Consider the following 23,420-nt stretch of genomic DNA (forward strand, 5'->3'; position numbering starts at 1 on the left):
GATTACGGCCGGTGCACTGCAAGTTATCGACGCGCAGGAAGTGCGTATTCCTCCGGGGTGGGCCGCCTTGTTGAGTTGCAGGTATCCGACGAGGATCTAGCTTTAAGGCTAGCCTTAAGGTCGGTAGATGCGGGTAGAGGTCCTGGGCGGGGTTGAGCGTCGTCGTCGCTGGTCTCGCGACGATAAGATGCGGATCATCGAAGAGACGCTGGCGCCCGGCGCGGTTGTGACGGAGATCGCGCGGCGGCACGGCATTTCGACGAGTTTGGTGTTCACGTGGCGGCGGCGGGCGCGCCTGGCGAGTGTCGTTTCGGCGGGACCGAAGCTTCGGTGGCGGCAAGCGTGTCAGCGTTGACGAGACGGTTGACGGATTTACGCGCAAGCGCGCTGAGCGCAACACGTTCCCAGACCACCTTCCGCGCGAGCGGGTGGTGATCGATCCGCCGACGGCGTGCGAATGCTGCGGCGGCAATCGCTTGCGCAAGCTCGGCGAAGATGTGACCCGAACGCTGGAATCGGTGCCGCGTCAGTGGAAGGTAATCGAGACGGTGCGCGAGAAGTTCTCTTGCCGCGACTGCGAGAAGATCAGCCAGGCACCGGCGCCATTCCATGTGATCCCGCGAGGGTGGGCGGGGCCGAGCCTGCTGGCCATGCTGCTCTATGAGAAGTTCGGCCAGCATCAGCCTCTGAACCGGCAAACCGAGCGTTACGCGTTGGAAGGCGTGCCGATCAGTCTGTCGACCGCAGCCGACGCCGTCGGAGCGTGCTGCACGGTATTGGAGCCGCTGTTGCGTCTGTTGGAAGCCCACGTCATGGCATCCGAACGCCTCCACGGCGACGACACCACCGTGCCCGTGCTGGCCTTGGGCAAGTGCGATGTCGCTCGATGCTGGGTCTATGTAAAGGACGACCGCCCCTTCGGCGGCTCAGATCCGCCGGCGGCAATGTTCTATTACTCGCGCGATCGAAGGGGCGAGCATCCGCAGGCGCATCTGGCCAACTATAGCGGTATCCTGCAGGCCGACGCCTTCGGCGGATACACCAAACTCTACGAGCCCCCGCGAAGTCCTGGGCCTATCAGGGAGGCGGCCTGTTGGGTGCATGCCCGGCGCCCGTTCTTCGCCATGGCGGATCTTGAGGAAAACGCGCGACGTAAGGCTGCTGGCAAGAAGGAGATCGCCCTCTCGCCGATTGCGATCGAGATCGTGCGTCGCATCGACGCCCTCTTCGGAATCGAGCGCACGATCAATGGCCAAGGCGCCGACCACCGAGAGGCTGTCCGCCAGGCGCAGAGCGCTCCGTTGGTTGCCGATCTGGAAGCCTATATGCGTGAGCAGTGCGCCAAGCTCTCCCGCGGTCACGATCTGGCCAAGGCCATGAACTACATGTTCAAGCGCTGGGGCTCCTTCACACGCTTCCTCGACGATGGCCGCGTCTGTCTCTCGAACAACGCCGCCGAAAGAGCGCTGCGCGGCATCGCATTGGGCAGAAAGTCTTGGTTATTCTGCGGGTCCGACCGCGGAGGGCGTCGTGCCGCCGCCATGTATAGCCTCATCGTCTCTGCGAAGATGAACGACGTCGATCCTCAGGTCTGGCTTGCCGATGTACTCGCTCGCATCGCCATCCACCCCGCCCACAGGCTCGATGAGCTGCTGCCCTGGAACTGGAAGATTGCGCAACAGCAAGGCCTCGCGGCGCAGGCGGCTTGATGGGGCCCGTCAACAAAGTCAGCCACGTGTTTACCCTCGGCCATGTCGCCGAGATGCTTGGAGAAGACGAGGAATGGCTGTTCGAGGTCGCCGAAGAAATGGACCCCGAGGATGGCCAGCTATGGGTCGTGGGCGTCGGTGAAGATGGGGTGATGGCGTTCACCGATGAGGGGATCGAGAACCTCAAAGAGCTGATCGCAATCCACAAAGAGGACCCTAGCATCATCGAAAAACGCCGCCAAGTGCTCGCTGCGACGATGAAGCCGAAAACCGAGGAGTCCGACGAGCTCTAACGGTTAACTGGAAAGATCAGCGCGCTGCGGCCTACCGCGTAGGGTTACGGAAGTGCGAGCCCTGCTGACGGCGCGCAAGCTGGTGCAGAGCAAGCTGCTGGACGTTGAGAACAGCCTGCGCGGAATCTTGCACGGCTTTGGTTCGCTCGGTTTCGATCTGGCCAGGATCGGACCGGAGGCTGGACCGCTATCGCAATAGCTTTATGCGGCCATGACGCCTGCGCTGCGGTGGAAACTCCCTTCACCAACGGTGGCCGGCTCTCTGCCTCGAACGCCGAGGTCTGGAACAGCTGGTCCACGGTACTGAAGGACATCAAGTTGATGTTCACGGCGGGAGCCTTGCTTCTCGTCAATCCGACACCGTCTTGGCACAAGATGTCGTGGATGGCGCAATTCGCTACGTCCATCCCGAAATACGAAGAGAACACAATCGCAACAGCACGCGAAGGGCGCGAACTCATCCGATGCGGATGGCGCAGGATGAAGAGATCACGGTCGAGTGTGAGAGAAAAGAAGAATCCTGCACTTCCGTCACAGCAAGACCAAGTTCGACCCGGCAGCTCGGGTTTCCGCACTGCTGGCTAGGGGTGGCCTCGAGCGCCGAGCGGTGACGGCTGAGGAGATTTGCGCGATCGAGCCGTCGCTCAGACCCATTCGCTCGCGGTTCTTGAGCGCCCGCCCGACCCGATCCACAACACGCTACCATCGCGCACCTGGCCAGGTTCGCTGTTCCAGATTGTGGACTTGACGCAATTGTCGCACCGACAGGCTCACGGCAGAGGTCCGAAATTAGAACGTCAGTGGCTCGACTATGCAAAACAGTAACAGGCACGGACCAAGATGGCTCGAGGTTGCGTTCTCGAGGGAGCGATACAGAGCGTTCTATGAAATCATCGCCATCCAATACGATGCTGGTCAGGCGTGTCGATGTTAGAATAAAGACAATCGATGCGTAAGATTTCCGACAACCTGTGCCGGGCCGAACGCGCCAGTCTTTGTTCGTACTCACGTGCATCCCCGGCGCGCTAAAATGCATTACCAAAAGTCGCAAAGCGCTGCTTATTGACCCGGATGTTCGCCTCCACAGTGCGGCCGAACTACGATAATATGAGTTTCGAAGACGCAAATTGCCGGACAGTAATTTTCAGGCCTCCGATCACATATAAGGCGCAGCGCCTTGCGATCAGTGCCCTCAAAATTGCTTACCTTGGCACGATACCTGCTCATATTCTCGTCAGAGCTCTTTCGCAGATCGCTTGTGTTTATCCAAGCGCCCCGTGGCGGAGCGAAGATGGGATGCGATTACTTAAATGAATGACGCTGGATCGAACTACTCCATAATCAAACTGCAAGTCACGCGGCTGAGACCCACCGAAGAAATTGACATTGAACGAGCTAGGCTGCTGGCAAAGGCAATCAAGGAAGAGGGCAGGTGGACGGAGCCGATCTTAGTTGAACGCAGCCATTCTGTGATCATGGACGGTCACCATCGCTGCTTCTGTGCGATCGGACTCTGTTTGGCCGTCGTTCCATGCGTCCTGCTTTCCTACGACGACCCCAATTTGGAAGTAACCTATTGGGCCGATGGGGCACCTGTTGATGCGGCGCGTATTATCAAAGCCGGCCTTTCAGGTGATCTGATGAAATACAAGACAACACGACACCGGCTACATGTCCCACTGCCATCTTGCTCGGTGAACCTCGATGAGTTGAGACGACAATCACTGAAACAGCTGGTGGCTCAAAACGGATTGAAATGATTGGCCCTTTGTTGCTTGAGAATTTAGTGGAGCTACATCGCCCATCGAGCGAAGTTCGCGCTGGCTGATCGGCAAATAGCTGCTTGTTGGATAGTTTACTGTAAGGTGGCCGCGCTGCCGCAATGCTAGTGCCCCAAACCAGAAGGCCGCAATATAGGGTGACGGGCGTTGCGGTAGGAATAGCTGCCGCGGTCCTTCCGTCGAGCCTCATCGGCCGTGTGTGCACGATCGGAACCGGCGTGGGACTGTGCTTTCCCAGCTTCTGCCTGGGCATCGTGCTGATGCTGGTGTTGTTAATTCACCTCAATTGGTTCCCCTCCGGCGGTGCGGAGAGCTGGCGCAGCCTGGTTCTGCCGGCAGTCACCATAGCGCCCGCAAGCTCCGCCGTGCTTGCCCGCTACACCCATGTCGCCGTTCGCGAAGCGCTGGACAGCCGGCATGTGTCGGCTGCGCTTACGCGCGGCATTCCGTTCTGGCGGATGTTGATCCACCACGTATTGCCCAATGCGGCGGCTCCGATCCTGACGATTCTTGGCCTCTTCATCGGCCGAACGGTAACCGCCTTACCGTGGTCGAGACGGTCTTCTCATGGCCGGGTATACAAACCTCTTCCTCACTTCAGTCGCAAACAGGGATGTTCCAGTGGTGCAGGCAATTGTCCTGCTTGCTGGCACTGCGATGATCATCACCAACCTGGCCGTCGATCTCGGTTACACCTGGCTCGGTCCGCGCTCGAACTCCTCAGAGACATAGATGAGCATTGCCTGGGCGTATGAATGGACTTGGAACATCTTTCGTTCTTCGAAAGCCCAACGCCGCTCTCGTAAGCAGCCCAAATGGGACTCCATGGTGCCGCGATATGGATTGTCGGATGTGTGTTGATTGCCGCACAGGTGATCTCCGCCTATCCTCCAGCACAGATCTCCTTGGATGCACGGCTTTGGCCGCCACCATTCTTCGGCGGTAGCTGGACCATTTGTTGGGCATTGACGAGCTCGGTCGGGACGACCTGGCTCGCTTGATATATTCGATCCAGATCAGCATGCTCGTTGCGGTGGGCGGGACCTTCATCAGTACCCTGCTGGGCGTTTCGTTGGGCTTCCTCGCGGCCGAGCTTGGCGGACTGATTGAAATGGATCCCGGTTTGGGGACCAGAGGCTAAGTTGGAAAAGGGCCGCTCCGTTTGATAGACGGAGGGCATGATGACGAAGAAGACGAGACGGAAAATGGACGGGGCACTGAAGGCGAAGATTGCGCTGGATGCGGCGCGGGAGCAGGCGACGGTGACCGAGCTGGCTCAGCGCTGTGAGGTGCACCCGAACCAAATCTATGCGTGGAAGAAACAACTTCTGGAACAGGCGGCGCGGGCCTTTGACGCGGGTGTCGGGCGGGAGAGCGAGGAAACGCGCGAACGCGAGATCGAAAAGCTGCACGCCAAGATCGGGCAATTGACCATGCGATTCTGGCGTGGCGGCTGTCGAACACGATGGACGTCTCGTTCTGCGTGGCGGTTTTGGAGAGGCGCTGGCGAAGTACGGCACGTCGGAGATTTTCAACACCGGCCCAGGGCAGCCAGTTCACCAGCACGGCCTTCACCGGCGCGCTGGCGGGCGCAGGGATCAAGATCTCGATGGATGGCCACGGCCGCTGGATGGACAACGTCTTCATCGACCGGCTGTGGCGGTCGCTTAATCATGAGAATATCTATGTCGAGGGCTATGCCGACGGCCGCGAGGCCAAAGCAGGGATCGCAAACTGGATCGCCTTCTACAACGATCGCCGCCTTCATCAGGCGCTCGGCTATCGCGCGCCGATGGCGCTCTGGCGCGAACGGATGCGCACCGCGAAGGCTGTGGCATGTGGACAACGCTGACGCGTTGACCACATGCCACAGCAACAGCAGCAGACAGAGTCTCTGGCAGAGTGATAGAAAGTGATCAGGGGCGGTCAGTTTGCAACTAACAAACCGGCTCAATTGATCCCGTTCCGCGGGTCCATTTCATGATCGACGAGAGAGTCATGGCATTGTCGATGTGCAGGCTGCTGTGCCGTTCATGATGACCGCACTTCTTGTCATAACGATATTTGGCAATTCGCTGGGACCCTTCGTCTGTCTTGTGGGCGTGCACGGCTGAGAACGCCAAGCCCGCATCGCGAGAGGCCTTGCTTTGATGGCCCGCAATCGGCTCCATGTAACGGCGGCCCGGACCTATAACGCTTCGCGGGTTCATATCTACGCAAGGCATATTCTCCCAGCCTGTGCACCGACCATCGTGGTCGGCACGACGCTTGGGCTCACCGAGACGGTTCTCCTGGAAAGCACCCTGAGCTTTCTGGGAATGGGGATACAACCGCCCCCGTCCAGCTTGGGCAATATAGCGGGATTCGGCAGTGACTATTTGCTGACCACCTGGTGGATCGCCCTCGCGCCAGGGTTCGTCATCGGGGACAGCGATCGCCCTCATGACAATCAGCGCGTCCCTACCCCGGACGGGACCTCGCCCAGCTTCTTCCACAGCCATCTGAGGAGACGTCATGTCGCGTCCGGACGTCGAACGCTCAACAACTCAAATGATCAGGAACATCCCTCTGTACCAGCAGAAGAGGAACTTCCATTGGGTGGTCTGCGAAGGGAACGCGAGACTCCACCCCCGCTGCCATTGTGGTGTTGTCCACCATCTCGAGCAGCGCCGGTAGATGACGCCGTACAAGGAATAGCATTTTGCGCTCGACCGGAGTGGCGCCGCCTGAATGGTAGGCATTGATCATCAAATCGATCGGGCCTGCATCATGAACGATTCCCTTTCTCCATGCTGACGTGGCCAGCACCAACTTCTCGCTTGAGGAAAGTAGGTGTAGCGCGCGAGAAAGAACTCGAACTCGTTCGGTTTGAACTTGGGAAAGCCGACATAACGCCGCGCCGGGCGGCCAATGACATCTGGCAAAGCGGCCAGCAACGCTAGTCGATGAAGGTCAAAGGGCAATCTGAAGATCCGGCTATGTCCAAGGAATATCTCGTCGGCACCTTCGCCGGTAAGGAGAACCTTGTGAGAGTGGCTGACCGCTCGCGCAAGCAAATACATCGCCGCTTCGTTGTGCATGTCGATTGGATGACCGCGTAATGCTGTAAAGCGCTTAGCGACATCCAGGCTCATTGCCCCAGGCAGCTGGACCAAGACGTGGGAGAGCTTGAGGGATTTCGCGACCTCGACAGCATAAGGGCTTTCGCCGTATGCATCGTTGCATACGATTTCAGTAAAGCGTGTCGACTTTTGCGACGAGTGCCTTTGAATCGAGCCCTCCGGAAAGCAGCGCAGCGACTGGAGTGTGCGGCAGCAAATGTTCCTCCACGGCGCTGCCAATCAAGCGTTTGAGAGAACTGCAATCATCACTCTCATTGAGGTAGACAGGATCCCACCAACGTGAATGTTCGTGCGATTGCGCTGTGATTTTCAGCCAAGGTGCCAGGCTGCCGCTTTCGAATATCTGCAAACAGCGTCCTCTCGCCGAAGACGGCACGGTAGGAGAGGGCTTGATAATCCAACCGGATCGAGCTTAGAGCGGACGTTTGGCCACTGCGATCGAGGGCGGGATGTCCGCAACCAGGCGGCCAAGCAGTTTGGCGGCGATCATCACCGCCATCGGCTGGATGCAGCGTGTCGATGAGACCGGCAGCGTTGAGCCTGGCCACATGGGCGGTCACAAGAACGCGGTTTCGGGAGACCACGCTGTGTGGTTATCGCAGCGGATCAGGGACCGCGATTTCACCATCCGCGGTCTCGTTGCCGAGCTCGCCCGTCGCGGCCTGAAGGTCGATTACCACTCGGTCTGAGACTTCGTGCATGCCGAGAAGCTCAGCTACAAAAAAGGCGTGGGCGGGTGGCGAACGCGATCGACCCAAGGTCGCGAGGCGGCGAGCGCAGTGGACAAAGTACCAAGATCGCGTCGAAACTGAGGGGCTGGTCTTCATCGACGAGGCATGTACCAGGACCGATATGGTGCCCCTGCGGGGATGGGCGCCGCGCGGACACAGACTTCAAGCGAAGGTTCCTCACGGCCGCTGGAACGCGCCACGCGGCTCAAATAGACGTCAACCCTCGCTCAAGAGGGCCGCAGAGCTACGCTTACTATTCAGAATTAAGCTGGCACTGAAATAGGCAAAGCTGTCAGCTCAAGGGCTGTACACCCTCCGCGCTTCAATTGAGACATGTGAAGGGATCTGCGCGATCGCGCCGTCACCAGAGATTGAGACGCTGCCGCCTCGCAGCAAGGATGGTGGCTCAAGCCGCATCCTTACAGCGGCGCGCGGGGACCGAATAGCCACTGACGGCCGCGCTCTCTAAGGCCCCCGAGGTCGGACTGCGTGAATAGGCCTAGCTTACTCTTCCCAGCTGAGCGGTGCGACTGCCTAATGGAGAGATAGTTTCGGCTGCTGTTTGCGTTCGCGCGGGCTCGGCTGTGAAAGCCACCATGGGTCATGACCCTCACCGGTTGAGATTCAACGTTAACCGGCACCTTCTTCGCCAACAAGGCGCTCCAGCGCGAAGATACGCCCTAGCGTAGGTTCGTTTATTCCGCAATATGGCGCAGGTCCGAATCGTGCTCGCCATCTTAAGCAAACGCAAGAGTACTACCACTCTTAGTAGGTTCGCCGTGACGGGCTTCTCAGCTAACTAGCGGAGATGAGACCCACATCGGGAAAGACGTGGCCCGTGACGAGCCGCCCGTTATAGGGCGGCTGCGTCTGAAGATAACGTGCTTGTTCGTCGAACCAGCTGCCGAGGAGGCAACCATGGCTAACGCACTCGACCAGTCGCGCAAAATGGAACGTTTCGAAATCCTCGAGTCCAATGTTCGCTACTCACGTTCGTTTCCTGCCATTTTCAGCCGCGCTCGCGGCTCTATTATGCTAACCGAAGATGGCCGAAAGGTCATTGATTTCTTCTCTAGTGCCGGAGCACTGAACTACGGCCACAACAACCATCCTAGCACCGCTTTACCGCTCGCGGTAACAGGAAGACAAGGTGCAAAATGAAACGGCCCAATCCGCTTCAAATTTCGCGCTTCCTCCAAGTGTATGACACTGCCGCTATTCAGAAAGGCGTCAAGCTTTCGATAGGGTTCGATTTTGATGAGTACGTCTCGATAACGAGCGGCATCCCGACAAAGGGGCGGACATACCCAAATTTTCGCCCCGATCGGTCCCCCATTAGACCCGGCGACGGTTATTGGGTCGTAGGCGCTAACGAGAATAAGGAGGTCGTTCTCGTCGAAGCTGCGAGACTATATGACCTATCGAACAGCAATCTTGCCGAACATCTTGAGAACTTGAAATTTTTCTACGCTCAGCCAAGTAAGCATGCACATCCCGGTGATCGTTGTATTTGCAAAGCCCCAATTGCGCGGCAGATCACTGGAAAGGTTGCCTATCACGGCGATCTTTGGGTGCGCAAAGATTTTAGGGGACAGGGTATGGTCAATATCACGGCCGGAATCATGCGGGGCGTTTCTCTTGCGATGTGGGCTCCCGATTTTACCTGCTATCTTGCCGGGCGGTGGTCCGTCGAGAAGCGCGTCTACGACGCATCCCAATGTGAACCGGGTGGTTCAATACTACGTCTGGTGGCAGAGGGTATTGTGGACGACGATTGGCTTTTTTGGAAAACCGGCGAGGATCTAATGAGGTCGGTCAATGCTCAGACAGAAACGCGGTGACACTGCCGCCGCGACAATCACTGGACGCTCTTCTCGCTGACCGGATCGCGCAAAACGCCGCTTATCGCAAGTGGAACGCTGCGACATGATCGGTTGGATGCAGGCCGCGAGTGGAATAGTAAACGAGATAGTAGGGTTTATCGTTCAACGAGAACGAAATTCGTTAGTGCCCAGGCTCCTGCTGCGCTAAATAATCAATGCCCCGCAGCCGCGCCTCTGGCGCAATGCCGCGAAGGGCGCGGTAGTGGTCGCCCTTATGAGCAAGGCAACTCAACCGGTCTCACCGTAACCACTTTGGTGAGTGGTCGCGCTGGTCTCGATCCCATGAGCTACGGCGAGGTAAGAAGGAGAGAGGGATGTGATCCATCCCGCAGCACGGTTGGCTACGAGGCGACCCGCCATCGCCGAGCGATTGCGAGACGGCTGGCGCCCGAGCTTCGAAATGTCCACAGCAAGTTTCGCGAGTTCTGTTGGCATGCCGACCAACCTACCCGCAACGTTTGTGGCGAGAGATCTTCAAGGTGCTCTCTGGCTCAGAGGAGGCGCGCAGGAGGTGGACCCGGCAGGCCAAGCATGGTTCTGAGGAGAGCTTGGCACTATAGTCTTGCTTCGGCCTGAGAACTTGCACGGATCGAGAAAGGGCAACGGTCAGTCTTCGTGTTGGAAAGCTTCAGCCGATTCCACGGCGTCGCGCCGCAGGATGTGTAGAGTCTTCCGATGGATTAATTTGACTGTTGTTGCGGTTTAAATGCGCGAGGTGCGTTAAAACAATTGGGCACAGCAAGCTTCATACTACGGCTCAATTGCGGCTTTCAGGCGATCACCTGAGCACACTGCTACTTCATATCTTGCGAACTGCACTCTCGCGACCAGCGTTCCCCGGGGCAAGTCAACTCCTCTCTTTCGATAGTCGTCCTGAACAAAGGCGCATGCCATTGCTCCTACCAAGCGCCGCTGAATCAGAGATGCCTGCTCAGAATGCAACACCAGAGGTATTTTCTTTTCAATGCTTCCGACGCTTGTGAGCCATCCCGAGAATTCAGGCGACCTGCCTTTGCTCAACTACGGTCCCGGTTGTTGTGAGTGTTCACACTTCGCGCAATAAAAGGGCATTCACTGCGGAAAGCGCTCGCTCATTGCGTCGACTGCAAAGCAGATTGAAAATGCGCTGACGTCAAAAATGGATCGGATCGAGTTGGCCCGATTTGCAATGCGCAGCTCAGTTTGGAGGGAGAGTTACCTATGAATGCACGTGTCCAGCGAAGTCGATTACCGGCGGCTATCGCATCCAGACTTGTGGTACCGCTTGTGGCAGCGCCGATGTTCTTCGTGTCGGGGATGGAGCTTGTGACCACTGTCTGCCGGTCTGGTGCGATCGGCGCCTTCCCCACTGTGAATGCTCGATCGGTTGAGGAGCTCGATAACTGGCTAACTCGAATCGACCATGATCAGGCTCAGCTAGACCGGCCGGCAGCCCCCCATTGTCCAAACTTGATCGTACGACACCCGCGAATAAAGGATGATCTTGCCTGTCTCATTCGTCACAAGGTGGAAATTGTGATAACCAGCATGGGATCGCCCAGCTTGGTGACCGACGCCTTGCACGAAATCGGCTGTTTGGTGCTCGCCGCCGTTCCGTCGCTCCGCCATGCTGAAAAGGCGATCCGGGCCGGTGCTGACGGCTTGGTTTTGCTTACCGCGGGAGCCGGAGGCCATACCGGCTGGGCGAATCCGTTTGCGTTCGTGAGGGCCGTTCGTGCCGCGTTCGACGGTCCTATTATCCTTGCGGGTGGCATAAGCGATGGAATTGCCCTTGCGGCAGCACGTTTGCTTGGCTGTGATCTCGGGTACATGGGGACTCGCTTCATCGCAACACGAGAGAGTATGGCAAGCCCTTCCTACCGAGAAATGTTAGTCGCCAGTACGCTGGACGACGTGGTCTTGACCAAAGCCTTTACGGGATTAGAAGTTAGTATGCTAAGGCCGTCGATCGTAGCCGCAGGTCTTGACCCTTCTAAACTCGACGAAACCATCTCCCAGCCACGTGCCGCGCAGATATATGGCGGGAACGATTCGAGCGAAGGGCCACGGCGCTGGGTTGATATCTGGAGTGCAGGTCACTCCGTTTCTGGGGTGAGCTCGATCGTTAGCGCGGCTGAACTGATACGAGAGATCGCCGAACAGTACAACGAGGCTGTACTAGATGCGATTCCGCAAATACGATAGATAATGCGGCCTCTCTACTTCGGTCATCATGCTGTGGAGCGAGCCGTGCGCGTTGTCATTGGATAGATTAGGTAGTCGTCGGTTAAGAAGCCGAATTGAGCGGGACTGGAGATGCAAGCGTATGCGATAGCTGGATCATGAAGAGGCACAAGAGTTCTCTGAGCCAGGCGAGGATACGGCGGAATTTGTAGCCGACTGCTGAGAGCACGACGTTGGCGGCGTCGCCGGCGCGGCCTTTGAGGTAGCAGCGGCCAAGGTGACCTTCGGCCTCAGGTGTCCGATGATGGGCTCGATGGCGGAGCGGCGCCGCAGCTTGCGCTTGATGGCGACGAACACGCCGCGCTTATGGCCCGAAATGAAGACGCGACGGGGGATTTTGCGTGGCCGCGATATCCCTTGTCGATGTAGGCCCGCTCGATCGCACAGCCGGTGAGCGCCTCGGTCCGGTCGATGATGTCCCGCAGGGTATGACCGTCGTAGGGATTATCGGGCAACGACCTGGCGTGCAGCACGAGCAGGCCACTGGGAGCCCGGCGGTTGTTGGTGACGATGGAGGCTTTGACGCGAACTCGTAAGGTGCGGCGGCCTTGCCTTTGCCAATGCATTCCACCTCCGGAGCATGGAAGGAATAGAGCTTCCGGCCGCCCTGTCGCTGCTGCTGCGAGCGGACCTGCACGGCCCGGCCAAGCGGGACGGCGAACGCCTCCTCCGGAGGCCGGCTGGCCCTCGATCCTGCGGCGGGTGTCGCGGATGATCAGGCCGAGCCGGCTGCGCAGAATGCGCAACTGCCGCTGATACCGGACGCGCACCGCGAAGGCTGTGGACATGGTGGACAACGCTGACGCGTTGACCACATGCCCACAGCAACAGCAGCAGACAGAGTCTCTAGCAGCATGATAGAAAGTGATCAGGAGCGGTCAGTTTCCGAACTACCAAACCGGCTCAGGTGGTCCCGCTCCGCGGGTCCATTTTACGGATCGTATCGGTGGCGACCTGCGTCTAGCGCGCTGTCGACGACAAATTATTGTGCCCGAGCAAGACCTGGATGATCCGGATATCGGTTCCGTTCTCGAGAAGATGCGTCGCTAAGCTGTGGCGCAGCGTGTGGAGCGTGACGCGCTTGGTCAGGCCCGCAGCGTTCACCGCCGACCGACAGGCGGCGTGCAACACGGTCTGATCGATCGGATGATCTTCGTCATGACCAGGGAACAGATAAAGCCGCGGCCGGGCGAGCCGCCAGTAGGTGCGCAGGATGCCCAGCAGCTGGGGCGACAGCATCACGTTGCGATCCTTCGCGCCCTTGCCGTGGCGCACCTGGATGACGCCGCGGGCTCTGTCGATGTCTTCGATCCGCAGTCCCGCGACTTCGGAGGCCCTGAGTCGGGCCGCATAGGCCGTGGTGAGCGCGTCGCGGCTCTTCAGGCTGGACACAGCCTCGAGGAACTGAACCACTTCGTTGGCGCTGAGAACGACCGGCAGCTTGCGCGGTTCTCGCGCATAGGGATGCGCTCCGGGATGAGCGCCTCGCCGAGCGTGGCGCCGTAGAAAAACCGCAGCGCACGGACGATCTGGTTCAGCGCTGGCCATGAGATGCCGGTCGAGACCAGACGCACCTGGAAGGCGCGGACGTCTTCCAGCTCTAACCGGTCAGGCGATCGGCCGAAATAGCGGCTGAACTTCGAAACCGCGCTGATGTAGGATCGCTGCGTCGCCGGCGACAGATTGCGGAGTGTCATGTCCTCGATCATGCGGCGGCGAAGAGGGCTCAAATGCTCAAATCGGTCATCTCAATACTCTTGTCTGAGGAGGATGGGCTCCAACACCCATATCCTCTCAATCAGGAGGCGATCTACGCCACCTTAACCCTCACGCCGCGGCAGCGGCTTCGTTCAATCCACAAACGGAAATTGCAAGGTTTGGGGGCCTCAAGCCCCCAATCCCTACAATCTCAAATGCCACCGCAACCGAAAACTGAATCCTGCTCAATCGCTTAGAGCCTTGTTCACGGACGACTCCTTTCCGAAGAGCCACTGGTCCAACTGGGGGGCGATCGTTGGATCGAGCAAGCTGCGCTTTGCCATCCAGTCCTCGTTGAAAATCGTGCTCAGATATTTCTCGCCCCCATCGGCGACCAGTGTTACGACAGTACCGGTGAGCTTGCCTGCGGCGATGAATTCCAGAGCTTTGTAGATAGCTCCGCCGGAAGACCCACCGACTAAAAGTCCTTTGCGCCTAGCGATGTAACGCGCGGTCTCGAAAGCTTGAGTATCGGTCACCTGTACGCCCTCATCGATGCATCCATAGTCCAGGACTTTGCCGACCGCGTCACCCGCGGGCATGCCAGTGCCGGACTGGTAATAGGCATGCGCGGGTTTTCCGAAAATGATGGATCCAGCCGGCTCCACACCGATCGTGCGCACCGTCTCTTTGTAGCGCTTGAGCCGTTGCGCAATACCGCTCATTGACCCGCCGGTCCCAACGCATCCGACAAACGCGTCGATGCCGTTGGGAAGTTGAGAGATCAGCTCATCAACGAGAGCGGCGTAGCCTTCCGGATTTGCGGGATTGTCAGATTGGTTCATGAACAGTGCGCCGCTAAGATCTGCGGCGAGCTGTGCCGCTAGGCGCTGCCTCTCGACAACGGCGACTTCGTTTTCAGCAAACTCGCCTTCGACGTAGCGGATTTCGGCGCCGAGGGCCTGCATCATCCGGACTTTGTCGGGTGCCGCATGGTGGTCGACCACGGCGATGAAGCGCAGGCCAAAGTCCAACGCGGACAGAGCCAAGCCTATACCGGTATTACCAGAAGAAGATTCAACAATGGTGCCGCCTGGAGCGAGGCGCCCATCTTTCAGTGCAGCCACAACCATGCTTCGCGCCATGCGGTCCTTCATCGAGCCGCCGGGATTGTTTTTTTCGATTTTTAGCATCAAACGGGTGTCCCGGTTGGGAATATCAATCGACATTACCGGCGTCTGCCCGATCAACTGCGTTATGGTCTGGTGCAGCATAGCGTGCCTCTCCTCCTGCTTTGTAATGAGTGGAACGACCCTTGTGCTGCTCTCCACGCCACAGCGGGCGGGCCGGGGCCAGTGGTGGAATTTTGTTTCGAGGTGACCCAACTGCCGCCGCGATAGGCTGGTTCTAGTCAGTAGCTTGCTCGGCGCGGATGCGCTGCACCGCATATTCCATCGTGCCCTTCACGCATTGCACGGAGGAGGAGATGCCGAGGATGCCGCGGATGGACGGCATAGCGACGCTGCGGCGCGGGCGGAAATCCGTAATCTGCTGCTGAGAACGCCCTCATCCAAGCAGGCACCGCCGGTCGCGCCGGCAATGTAGGCTCGCTGAGATTTGGGTGCCTGGAATGCCTTGCCAACACAAGGGTCAAAAGGAACACAATGATCACACTTATCCTCCCAAACCGATCTTGCGTTCAAGAATGTTTTGAGGGCCGCTTGGGCCGAAGTGAGTCGCGCCCGTATCCCGAAACCCCGACTTCAGGTAAACAGCTCTAGCTGTCTCATTGCGTACATTGACGCCAAGCATGAGACTGTTAACAGATGGACGGTTTGTAGCGACCCATCGAGCGGCAAGTTTGATCGCTGCCCTACCATATCCATTGCCCTGGCATGCTCGGTCCACGCAAAGGCTGTGCAAAGTCATCGCGTTTGGGAGGGCCCATTCAGGCAACGCTGCCCCTTCTCGGAGAACAAAAAAGCCGACGATCTCATCGGTGGCGACGATTGAGAAGGCGTGCGCAAGGCCAGCCCATGAGTTATTTTGAAGTTCGGAGAAGACCAACTCCAGTGAGTCCACAAAGTCTTCTTGCTCTGGCTCTATCTTTAGATGGGCCACCACCGCGTAATCAAAACGAGACAAGCTTTTCAGCGCCGCGCGCATACTAAGTCTCCGTATCAGCCGCCGTTTTGCCCTTTGGCGAAAAGGGAGAGAATGATATCTCGCTCGAGACATGATTATCGTTGTAGCTCGTTGGGTTCTGACGGCAGGCTCTCAAAACTCGTGCCAATTGACGCAGTCCAATGAATGTCCATTTATAGTATTAATTTCAACGGCTTACATCATGGCGGGAAGAGGCGAGGCGCTGAGAGCATATGTCGCGGACTCGACAAACCTAACAGACAATTGTCTGCCATTTCCACGATGCGGTGCCCCTCGTGCCTCGCTGGGTGAGAGCTTGTCGCCCACTCTCGGATTCAATTCCGACGCGCCAGGTCTAGTTCTGCCCGTGCCGTCAACATTCAGTCATGCAGCGGGCTTGGCATTAGTGTGATCTCCCAACTGTGACTACTCAACTATCAGGCTACCGTTCAGGCGCTCCCGTTTCACGACCAGAAAGCCGGCATTGTGCGAGCCTCACCGGGCCAGCAAAGCTTGCCACCGTTAGGACAAGCAGTCGCGCATCTTCGCGGTGCTCGCGTCAAGCGCTCAATAGCCTCGTCGCAGATCAACCAAATTCTTCAGCGGCAGTCCTTTAAGGTAGCGTTCGATGTTGTCTGCAACAATTTCAAACGCTCGCTCCACATAGTCTGTGACGATTCCTGAAATATGTGGCGTTACAATCACGTTTGCCATGCCCCACAGCGGGCTATCCTGCGGCAGCGGCTCGCGCTCGAACACGTCGAGCATCGCGCCTGCGAGTGTGCCCGCCTGTAGGGCGCCAATCAATTCGGACTCCACGACGACGCTGCCCCGGGCGATGTTGATCAAGAATGCATCACGTCGCATACATGCGATCTCGTCGGCACCGATAAGACCGGCTGTCTCCGGCGTAGCTGGCACGGACAGAACCACGAAATCGCGGAGCGGCAGTAAACCCTTCAGCTCATCGGAGCCGAACAACCGGTCGATACCTTCGACCGGGACTGAAATATCCCGCTTCGCACCCAAAACAGTCATCCCCGCGCTCTTCGCGCGCCGAGCGATCGTCGTCCCGATCGAACCCAACCCGACAACGCCAAGCGTTTTGTCGGCCAGTGGCGTTACCGATCGAAAGTTCCATTTGCGGTCCGCCTGCTCGCTCAGAAGTTTGCGAAAATCCCAATTCAGCATCGTCACGCCGCCCATGACGTAATCCGCAATTAAGCCGCCATGCATCCCACGAGCATTGGTCACGATTATGTCGTCCGCTCTGTCACGGATCGGTAACATGGAATCAACACCCGCGCTAAGGGATTGGAACCAACGCAGTTTTGTTGCCCGGTCGAACAATTCGACTGGGAATTGATAAGCAAGCAACGCGTGCGCCTCACCTATGTATCGCTCTAGCCGATCAGAATCCGGCGCCACAATGACTCGGACTTGCGGAAAACGTTCACCCAACACTCGCGCATAAGCTTCGGCCTCAGGGTGGTTGATGACAATGGTGAAGGGGGGCTTTCAATCGTCATGTTACCTTCATGGCTATGCGTTGGCGGATGTCTCGACGCCAATTCTTGTTCGGCCAAGACACCCTCCTGGTGAATCGGAGCGAAGATCTGCACAAACCGATGCATAGGGCCGAAGGTATGTGCGCCTTCGTGGGCTCGGCGAAGCGCCTGGGACTCGCGTCAGCAAATGCCGTTCCACAACAGCGGAATTTAGCGAAATCTAAATTGGAAATTCTTTGATGGGGCGCCGCCACTGTCCGAAATTCTGCGTCCTTGCATTGATTCCACAGATTTGCTCACACTTCGGCTTTGCCGCGGGATTGTCAGCAGTACAAGCCCCTGAAATATTTCCCTATGCTGGGTCAACGCGGAGCATCGTTCAGCCTAACAACACATCATGATGATCGCCTTTCGGACGGTGGATGGGAGGGAATGGAGTGGCGGATGATGATCCTGTCGGGCTTCCTTCACAAGGCGCAGCACGCGTCGGCGTTCGATTAAAACGAGCGCGCCGACGGACGAGCGCAAGCGGTCGGGGAAGCTCGTCACGAAATCGGCGAGACGCAGACAAACTTCCTGCCCCTCGATTGGTCTTCGATTGCTTGCAGCTTCGGCCGATGCCCCTCAGTCAGGCCGGGAAGGTCGTCAAACACTAGTATCTGCAGCGAGCAGCTAGGACCCGCGCCGATTCCGATGGGTAGGATTGTTAATGACTCGGTTGCCCGCGCCGCGCTTTCCAAGACCAACGAGAAACAACCTGATTCCTGCAGGCGAAAGACGTCCTCGAGCAGGCGCAAGACATCATCCGCCCTGCGGCCCTGCACCTTGACCCGCTATGGCGTTGACGCTTTGCGGGGCGAGGCCGAGATGGCCCATCACTGGGATCTCGCAATCGACCTGGAAACGCACCATTTCGATCCGCTTGCGCCCTGCCTTGAGCTTCACGGCAGCCGCGCCCCGCTGCAGAACTGGCATGACGGATCGTGTCCTCAATGCCGAGGTGAAAGCTGAGAAAGCGCATATCGGCGACGAGCAACGCGCGCGGCTTGGTACGAGCGACCGCTTCCACGTGGTGGTTCATCACCGCCATACTGATTGGCAACGTATTATCGAAGCCGACGGCAGACATTGCCGACGCTGTCGGACGACGAGAATCATCTCGACCACCGGATCAACGATGTGAGCCGTCGCCGCGTCATAAATGGTCGTCATCAAGCAGAGGGCCTTCCGCTTTCCAACGCGTCAGCAGGAATGGTCACCTGAGTGGCCGGCTATTCGGATATGTGATTCGGATATGTGACTCATCGCACGCATCCTGACATCCGGATTGTAGTTTAGTCGGCACTGGCGGTGCGAAGCGGCATGGGTTCGGCCTCGCCCGCATCTCCCACTATCGCTTAAGTGATAGCGCCCGGCTCCGTCGCGATTCGCCGAACAGGTCGACACATCGACGATCCGGTCGTCGGGGTTAAAGACGAGGGCCTTCGACTTCAGGTGTTCAAACCGCAGAGGATGATCTGGCGTATAGCTGATGTGCGTCCAATCGCACCATTAACGACAAAATAGCGCGAGCCGGGTTGGTAGCAAGGCGAAATCACCGCCGACATCTTCGCGTTCCTCACCTGCGAACCGATCGCCGAGGTGGTACGCATCCATCCAAAACCGCGAGCGAAGAGGCCGGGATCAAACCTGGTGGCACGTCTTGGCTTGCTGACCGCCCGACGTTGCTGCTGGCTTTCAAGCCATCGTCCGCCTCGTTCGCAATAAGCTTCATAGACCTCGGTTCCCCGTTAGCCGCCACTTGGTAGAAGTAGAGCGCGCAACGAGAACGGCTCCGCGGCCGGGACGGAGCGTCAGCTCTCCAGCTAATCCAACTTCAGCACCTCGTCGGAAGTTGTGTTCGATCAGTATTGGAGGGGCAAGCGCTTGCGCTGCGGCGATTAGTCAGCGGCATTGGCAAGCGGCGAAGAAATACCGCGGCGGCGGCAGGCGGCCTCGATCGTATTCCTGAGCAGGCACGCGATGGTCATCGGACCCACTCCGCCCGGAACTGGTGTCAGCGCGCCGGCGACGCTGCGCGCACCTTCGAAATCCACATCGCCGACCAATTGCTGCTTGCCGTCGCGTTCAATGCGATTGATGCCGACGTCGATGACGATTGCACCGGGTTTGATCCAATCGCCACGAATGAACCCTGCCCGTCCGGCCGCGGCAACCAGAATGTCCGCACCACAACAGACCAAAGGAAGATCCTTGGTCCTGGAGTGCGCTATGGTAACCGTACAGTTTTCTCGTAACAGGAGTTGTGCCAGCGGCTTCCCGACTATGTTTGAACGGCCGACGACGACTGCGGAAAGCCCGGCAAGATCCTTACGGACGCCCTTGATCAAAAGCATACATCCGAGTGGCGTGCAGGCGACCAAAGCGGGTGCGCCGAGCGACAGGTTGCCGACATTGATAGGATGGAAACCGTCCACGTCCTTTGCCGGATCGATGGCGGCAGTCACTTTCTGGGCATCAATGTGAGGGGGTAGCGGCAGTTGAACGAGAATGCCGTCAACGTCTTCGGCCGCGTTCAGGCGCTTGATCAACGCCAGGAGATCACTTTCACTGGTTGAGGCGGGCAGCTCGTGATGGAACGATCGCAATCCCGCTTCGACCGACCTGCGCACCTTGTTGCGAACGTAAACCGAGCTTGCAGGATCATCGCCAACGAGCACAACGGCAAGACCAGGGGTCGCCCCCCGTTCCACGAGAGTTTCGACGGCACTGCACAACTCGTCGTGAAGCTGCCTCGCAGCGGCAACGCCATTGATCAGCACTGCGCTCATCTTCCGTTTGCCCGTATCGTGATGCTCATCGAAAGACCACCGTGCGATCGCCGTTCAACAGGACCCGGTTCTCGGCGTGAAACTTGACGGCTCGCGTCAATACTGCGGCCTCCACATCTCGTCCGACCGCCGAGAGTTCCTCGGGCGTGAGGGAATGATCAACGCGTAAGACGTCTTGCTCGATGATCGGCCCCTCATCCAGGTCCGCGGTGACATAGTGGGCTGTCGCGCCGATCAACTTGACACCCCTTAACTGGGCTTGATGATACGGACGCGCTCCCTTGAAGCTTGGCAGGAACGAGTGATGGATATTGATGACCCGTCCGGACATCTTCTGACAGAGCCCATCCGACAAAATCTGCATGTATCGGGCCAAGACAATCAAATCGATGCGTTCCTGCTCGACCCGCTCCATTAGCTTTGCTTCCTGGACGAGCTTTGTGTCGGCAGTGATCGGCAGATGATGGAAAGGAATGTCGTAGGACGCGGCGAGGCGATAGAAGTCCTTATGATTTGAAACGATCAACGGAATTTCGAGATCGAGCATTCCCGTGGAATATTTAAACAGAAGGTCGTTTAGGCAGTGTCCGGCGCGGGAGACCATAATCATGACCCGTGGCTTCGAACTGGAATCATGCAATTGCCACGTCATGTCAAATGACTTTCCGACTTCGGAAAACTCCGACTGCAAGCGTGAGATTGCGATTTTATCCAGCGCGTCGAATGAAATGCGCATGAACAGTTTGCCGACGCTGCGATCGGAGAATTGAGCGCTGTCTCGGATATTGCATCCATGGCTCGTGAGGAAGCCAGAGACAGCGTGAACAATGCCGATCCGATCCGGACAGGAGAATGTCAAGACAAAGTCGGGCCGATTGATTTGTTCCTTCAATCCCGGGACAGGCGAACTCTGTGCAAAGGGGCTGGTGGATATGATGCTAATTTTAGACATGACACTTACCGATCAGGAAGCCGACGCAGACAGGGCCCCAGCACCTTCGACGTCCTTCACCCGATTGTTGGCGGGATCATAGAACGCGCGTAGCGAAGCACGGGCGGGCACGCGCACGCCTGCGACCTCGACCTCCAATTTGCCGCCCTGCAAATAAGCCGCATCGACTCCTCCGCCGTCGGGGTTCTCGACATAGCCCAGACCAAGAGACGCTCCGATGCTGTGACCGTACATGCCGGACGTGACGCGTCCTACGAGCCGACCATCGTGCCAAATTGGTTCATTGTGGTAGAGCAGCGGCGCGGGATCCCCTAAAGCAATGTGGACCATCTTGCGCTTGGGCCCGGCTTCCTTCTGACGCAGCAAGGCATCGCGCCCAATAAATCCTTGCGGCTTCGACCAAGCGACGGCGAAGCCGAGCCCGGCCTCCAGCGGGGTATCTTCGTCCGTGATGTCGTGGCCCCAGTGCCGGTACCCCTTCTCCATTCGCAATGAATTCATCGCGTGATAGCCGGCGAGGCGCATGTCGAATGAAGCACCCTCTTCCAGAAGAACGTCGAATACGCCCTGGACGAACTCGGTCGGAACGTACAATTCCCATCCCAGTTCGCCGACATAGGTAATGCGGCTTGCCCGCACCTTGGCATAACCAAGATCGATGACCTTCGAGGTCGCGAATGGAAATGCACCGTTCGACAGATCGGCATCCGTCAGCTTGCTCAACAAACTCCTGGACTTCGGACCCATCACACCGAGGACCGAGTAAGCCGAACTAACGTCGACGGCCACCGCCCGTGCACCTTCCGGAATGTTGCGGTTCAACCAGGCCAAGTCCCTGACCTGCGTGGCGACGGCGGTTACGATGAGGAAGCGCTTTTCGCTTTCGCGGGTGATCGTCAGATCCGCCTCGATGCCACCACGGTCATTGAGCCACTGAGTGTATACGATGCGCCCGACCGGAACCGAGACGTTATTCGCACAGATCCTATTGAGAATGTGCTCGGCGTCCTCGCCCTCGAACACGAGTTTGGCGAAGGACGATTGATCGAATAGCCCGACGCTCTCGCGCACCGCGAGATGCTCCTCGGCGGAATAGTCGAACCAATTTTGCCGCCCGAAACTATATTCGTACTTGGCTTCGTGCCCCTTTGGCGCATACCAATTGGGTCGTTCGAAGCCCGCGACCTCACCGAAGCAGGCCCCCCGCGAGAGCAAGCGATCGTGGAGTGCAGAACGTCGGACACCTCTCGCTGTCTCCGGCTGCCGGAACGGCCAGTGCATCGCGTACAGCAAACCAAGCGTTTCGACCGTTCGATCGCGGAGATAGCGACGGTTGGATTGGAACGGCATCACGCGTCGTATATCGACGTCCCACAGGTCCATCGGCGGGTGACCATCGACGATCCAATCGGCAAGCACCTTGCCCGCTCCACCCGCGGAACGTATACCAATGGAATTGAAGCCCGCCGCCACGAACAGATTTCGCACCTCCGGCGTCTCGCCAAGCATATAGCGATCGTCCGGGGTAAAACTCTCCGGTCCGTTGAAGAACAACTGGATTCCCGCCTTCGCCAGCATCGGAACGCGACGGATCGCCCCCTCAAGCAGCGGTTCGATATGATTGAGATCGTCCGGCAACGTATCGAACTCGAAACTGTCGGGTATGCCCTCCATCCCCCAAGGCTTCGCAACCGGTTCGAACCAGCCGACCAGCAGCTTGCCGGCATCTTCCTTGAAATACGTGCAAGCATCGGCATCACGCAGCACGGGAAGATGCCTTTTGATCTCGGGCAGCGGCTCGGTGACAATATAGAAGTGTTCGGCCGCGTGAAGCGGGACGGTCGTACCCGCGCTTGCACCGAGGTCCCGCGCCCACATGCCTGCGCAATTGACCACAAATTCGGCGGCGATTTCGCCGTCCTTGGTGCGAACACCGACCGCGCGACCATTTTCGATCACGATCTCGGTTACAGCGGTGCCCTCAAATATCTTCGCCCCACGAAGCTTGGCGCCCCTCGCGAGCGCATGCGTCGTGTCCACCGGATTGGTCTGCCCATCCTTGGGAAGATGAACCGCACCCACGAGATCTTCGGTTGCCATTGACGGCCAAAGATCGCCCGCCTCCTTCGCCGTGAGGACGTTTACCTCCAACCCAAAACAGCGAGCCATTGACGCTCCGCGCTTCAACTCCTCGAAGCGCTCCTGATGGGTCGCAATTGCCAGTGACCCAATCTGGCGGTAGCCAGTGTTTTGCCCCGACTCTCGTTCGAGCTGCCCATAGAGCTCGGTCGTATATTGGGCCAACCGCGTCAGATTGTGCGTTGCTCCGAGCTGACCAACCAAACCAGCTGCGTGCCATGTCGTTCCGGAGGTGAGTTGCTTACGTTCAAGCAAGACCACATCGGTCCAACCGCGAAGGGTCAGATGGTAAGCCAGACTGCAACCCATGATACCGCCGCCGACAATGACGACTTGAGCCGACTTCGGAAGATCCGCCATACCTAAACTCCAACGACCATCGTGAAATTATTCCACGTTTTTTCA

15 protein-coding genes and 9 pseudogenes are annotated in these 23,420 nt (G+C 58.1%); 13 read left to right on the forward strand and 11 right to left on the reverse strand.

Going from position 1 to position 23,420, the window contains the following annotated elements:
- Positions 1-187 precede the first annotated feature (187 nt).
- From BcanWU425_RS37820 to BcanWU425_RS37840, 9 genes and pseudogenes are all read left to right on the forward strand, one after another.
- Complete coding sequence (locus tag BcanWU425_RS37820) at positions 188-355, forward strand: transposase (protein ID WP_445818638.1); 168 nt, start codon at positions 188-190, stop codon at positions 353-355.
- 7 nt (positions 356-362) lie between these two features.
- Positions 363-1,709 (forward strand): annotated as a pseudogene (tnpC, locus tag BcanWU425_RS32575) (IS66 family transposase); the annotation flags it as partial.
- Complete coding sequence (locus BcanWU425_RS32580) at positions 1,709-2,002, forward strand: hypothetical protein (RefSeq protein ID WP_007590556.1); 294 nt, start codon at positions 1,709-1,711, stop codon at positions 2,000-2,002. The pseudogene tnpC and the gene BcanWU425_RS32580, both read left to right, overlap by 1 nt.
- Positions 2,003-2,054: 52 nt before the next feature.
- Positions 2,055-2,201 (forward strand): hypothetical protein, encoded by a 147-nt coding sequence (locus tag BcanWU425_RS32585; protein ID WP_231189104.1) that lies wholly within the window; start codon positions 2,055-2,057, stop codon positions 2,199-2,201.
- 1,111 nt (positions 2,202-3,312) lie between these two features.
- Positions 3,313-3,762: a ParB N-terminal domain-containing protein gene (locus BcanWU425_RS32590; protein WP_231189105.1), complete on the forward strand. Its 450-nt coding sequence runs from the start codon at positions 3,313-3,315 to the stop codon at positions 3,760-3,762.
- Positions 3,763-3,884: 122 nt separating this feature from the next.
- Positions 3,885-4,265, forward strand: a pseudogene (locus BcanWU425_RS37825) (ABC transporter permease subunit); the annotation flags it as partial.
- Positions 4,266-4,988: 723 nt separating this feature from the next.
- A pseudogene (locus tag BcanWU425_RS37830) lies at positions 4,989-5,096 on the forward strand (hypothetical protein); the annotation flags it as partial.
- A gap of 125 nt (positions 5,097-5,221) precedes the next feature.
- A pseudogene (locus BcanWU425_RS37835) lies at positions 5,222-5,575 on the forward strand (transposase); the annotation flags it as partial.
- Positions 5,576-5,933: 358 nt separating this feature from the next.
- A pseudogene (locus BcanWU425_RS37840) lies at positions 5,934-6,134 on the forward strand (ABC transporter permease subunit); the annotation flags it as partial.
- Between the two features lie 187 nt (positions 6,135-6,321).
- On the opposite strand, the gene BcanWU425_RS37845 reads toward BcanWU425_RS37840, so the two are convergent.
- Positions 6,322-6,591 carry an asparagine synthase-related protein gene (locus BcanWU425_RS37845; protein WP_445818639.1) on the reverse strand — a complete coding sequence of 90 codons (270 nt, stop codon included), beginning with the start codon at positions 6,589-6,591 and terminating at the stop codon, positions 6,322-6,324.
- Positions 6,531-7,281 (reverse strand): annotated as a pseudogene (locus tag BcanWU425_RS32600) (asparagine synthase-related protein). The gene BcanWU425_RS37845 and the pseudogene BcanWU425_RS32600 overlap by 61 nt, the downstream one beginning before the upstream one ends.
- A 49-nt stretch (positions 7,282-7,330) precedes the next feature.
- On the opposite strand from BcanWU425_RS32600, the gene BcanWU425_RS37850 reads away from it, so the two are divergent.
- From BcanWU425_RS37850 to BcanWU425_RS32620, 4 genes are all read left to right on the forward strand, one after another.
- A complete protein-coding gene (locus tag BcanWU425_RS37850) occupies positions 7,331-7,594 on the forward strand; it encodes a hypothetical protein (RefSeq protein WP_445818640.1) in 264 nt (87 codons plus the stop codon).
- A 960-nt stretch (positions 7,595-8,554) separates the two neighbouring features.
- Entirely contained in the window at positions 8,555-8,797 is a 243-nt protein-coding gene (locus BcanWU425_RS32610; RefSeq protein WP_445818641.1) for a hypothetical protein, read from the forward strand.
- The gene (locus BcanWU425_RS32615; protein ID WP_231189107.1) at positions 8,794-9,477 is read left to right on the forward strand and encodes a hypothetical protein; all 684 of its coding nucleotides are present in this window, start codon (positions 8,794-8,796) and stop codon (positions 9,475-9,477) included. The genes BcanWU425_RS32610 and BcanWU425_RS32615 overlap by 4 nt, the downstream gene beginning before the upstream one ends.
- 1,242 nt (positions 9,478-10,719) lie before the next feature.
- The gene (locus BcanWU425_RS32620) at positions 10,720-11,703 is read left to right on the forward strand and encodes an NAD(P)H-dependent flavin oxidoreductase (RefSeq protein WP_231189109.1); all 984 of its coding nucleotides are present in this window, start codon (positions 10,720-10,722) and stop codon (positions 11,701-11,703) included.
- Between the two features lie 82 nt (positions 11,704-11,785).
- On the opposite strand, the pseudogene BcanWU425_RS32625 reads toward BcanWU425_RS32620, so the two are convergent.
- The 9 genes and pseudogenes from BcanWU425_RS32625 to BcanWU425_RS32665 all read right to left on the reverse strand — a co-directional run.
- Positions 11,786-12,503, reverse strand: a pseudogene (locus BcanWU425_RS32625) (IS5/IS1182 family transposase); the annotation flags it as partial.
- A gap of 202 nt (positions 12,504-12,705) precedes the next feature.
- Positions 12,706-13,451: pseudogene (locus tag BcanWU425_RS32630) on the reverse strand (tyrosine-type recombinase/integrase); the annotation flags it as partial.
- Between the two features lie 234 nt (positions 13,452-13,685).
- Complete coding sequence (locus BcanWU425_RS32635) at positions 13,686-14,714, reverse strand: cysteine synthase family protein (RefSeq protein ID WP_231189111.1); 1,029 nt, start codon at positions 14,712-14,714, stop codon at positions 13,686-13,688.
- A 400-nt stretch (positions 14,715-15,114) separates the two neighbouring features.
- Positions 15,115-15,606, reverse strand: coding sequence for a GNAT family N-acetyltransferase (locus BcanWU425_RS32640; RefSeq protein ID WP_231189113.1), 492 nt, complete (start codon positions 15,604-15,606; stop codon positions 15,115-15,117).
- A 546-nt stretch (positions 15,607-16,152) separates the two neighbouring features.
- Positions 16,153-17,088 (reverse strand): D-2-hydroxyacid dehydrogenase, encoded by a 936-nt coding sequence (locus tag BcanWU425_RS32645; protein WP_231190949.1) that lies wholly within the window; start codon positions 17,086-17,088, stop codon positions 16,153-16,155.
- 613 nt (positions 17,089-17,701) lie between these two features.
- Positions 17,702-18,342, reverse strand: a pseudogene (locus tag BcanWU425_RS32650) (3-methyl-2-oxobutanoate hydroxymethyltransferase); the annotation flags it as partial.
- Between the two features lie 691 nt (positions 18,343-19,033).
- Entirely contained in the window at positions 19,034-19,924 is an 891-nt protein-coding gene (gene folD / locus BcanWU425_RS32655; RefSeq protein WP_231189115.1) for a bifunctional methylenetetrahydrofolate dehydrogenase/methenyltetrahydrofolate cyclohydrolase FolD, read from the reverse strand.
- A gap of 25 nt (positions 19,925-19,949) precedes the next feature.
- The gene (gene purU, locus BcanWU425_RS32660) at positions 19,950-20,804 is read right to left on the reverse strand and encodes a formyltetrahydrofolate deformylase (protein WP_231190955.1); all 855 of its coding nucleotides are present in this window, start codon (positions 20,802-20,804) and stop codon (positions 19,950-19,952) included.
- A gap of 84 nt (positions 20,805-20,888) precedes the next feature.
- Positions 20,889-23,375: a GcvT family protein gene (locus BcanWU425_RS32665; protein WP_231189117.1), complete on the reverse strand. Its 2,487-nt coding sequence runs from the start codon at positions 23,373-23,375 to the stop codon at positions 20,889-20,891.
- Positions 23,376-23,420: the final 45 nt, after the last annotated feature.

Source organism: Bradyrhizobium sp. WU425, from assembly GCF_021052305.1.
Taxonomy (GTDB): domain Bacteria; phylum Pseudomonadota; class Alphaproteobacteria; order Rhizobiales; family Xanthobacteraceae; genus Bradyrhizobium; species Bradyrhizobium canariense_D.

Bases quoted from the DNA above. Each gene is read 5' to 3' on its own strand.
- BcanWU425_RS37820 (WP_445818638.1), top strand. From the start codon at position 188: ATGCGGATCATCGAAGAGACGCTGGCGCCCGGCGCGGTTGTGACGGAG.
- BcanWU425_RS32580 (WP_007590556.1), top strand. From the start codon at position 1,709: ATGGGGCCCGTCAACAAAGTCAGCCACGTGTTTACCCTCGGCCATGTC.
- BcanWU425_RS32590 (WP_231189105.1), top strand. From the start codon at position 3,313: ATGAATGACGCTGGATCGAACTACTCCATAATCAAACTGCAAGTCACG.
- BcanWU425_RS32610 (WP_445818641.1), top strand. From the start codon at position 8,555: ATGGCTAACGCACTCGACCAGTCGCGCAAAATGGAACGTTTCGAAATC.
- BcanWU425_RS32615 (WP_231189107.1), top strand. From the start codon at position 8,794: ATGAAACGGCCCAATCCGCTTCAAATTTCGCGCTTCCTCCAAGTGTAT.
- BcanWU425_RS32620 (WP_231189109.1), top strand. From the start codon at position 10,720: ATGAATGCACGTGTCCAGCGAAGTCGATTACCGGCGGCTATCGCATCC.
- BcanWU425_RS32635 (WP_231189111.1), bottom strand. From the start codon at position 14,714: ATGCTGCACCAGACCATAACGCAGTTGATCGGGCAGACGCCGGTAATG.
- BcanWU425_RS32640 (WP_231189113.1), bottom strand. From the start codon at position 15,606: ATGCGCGCGGCGCTGAAAAGCTTGTCTCGTTTTGATTACGCGGTGGTG.
- folD (WP_231189115.1), bottom strand. From the start codon at position 19,924: ATGAGCGCAGTGCTGATCAATGGCGTTGCCGCTGCGAGGCAGCTTCAC.
- BcanWU425_RS32665 (WP_231189117.1), bottom strand. From the start codon at position 23,375: ATGGCGGATCTTCCGAAGTCGGCTCAAGTCGTCATTGTCGGCGGCGGT.